This window comes from Cedecea sp. B1(4) (assembly GCF_059414925.1).
In genome coordinates this window covers 1-329 of the sequence record NZ_JCAHMZ010000215.1, presented here as the reverse complement: position 1 = coordinate 329, position 329 = coordinate 1, and the positions used below count along the sequence as shown (strand labels likewise).

Genomic DNA, 329 nt, shown 5'->3' with positions numbered 1-329 from the left:
TTTTTTAATTTTTTTTCTTTTTTGTTTTTTTTTTTTTTTTTTTTTTTTTGTTTTTTTTTTTTGTGTTTTTTTTTTTTTTTTTTGGTTTTTTGGTGTTTTTTTTTTTTTTTTTTTTTTCTCAAATTTGTAATTTTTTTGTTAAAATTTTTTTTTGGTATTCTGGTTTTTTTGTTTTTGGTTTTGTTTTTTTTTTTTTTTTTTTTATTTAATATTTTTTTTTTTTTTTTTTTTTTTTGTTTTTGGGGTCTGTGGGTCTGTGGGTGGCCGGGCGTGACTGAATATAATTTACACACAATTTTTTTTTTTTGGGGGGTTTTATTTTTTTTTTT

The 329-nt window shown here is 17.9% G+C and carries 1 protein-coding gene; it reads right to left on the bottom strand.

Annotation, left to right across the window (positions count from 1 at the left end; translation table 11 throughout):
• The coding region (locus ACR6JA_RS22675) for a hypothetical protein (protein WP_494599712.1) at positions 1 to 329 on the bottom strand (329 nt) is incomplete at both ends.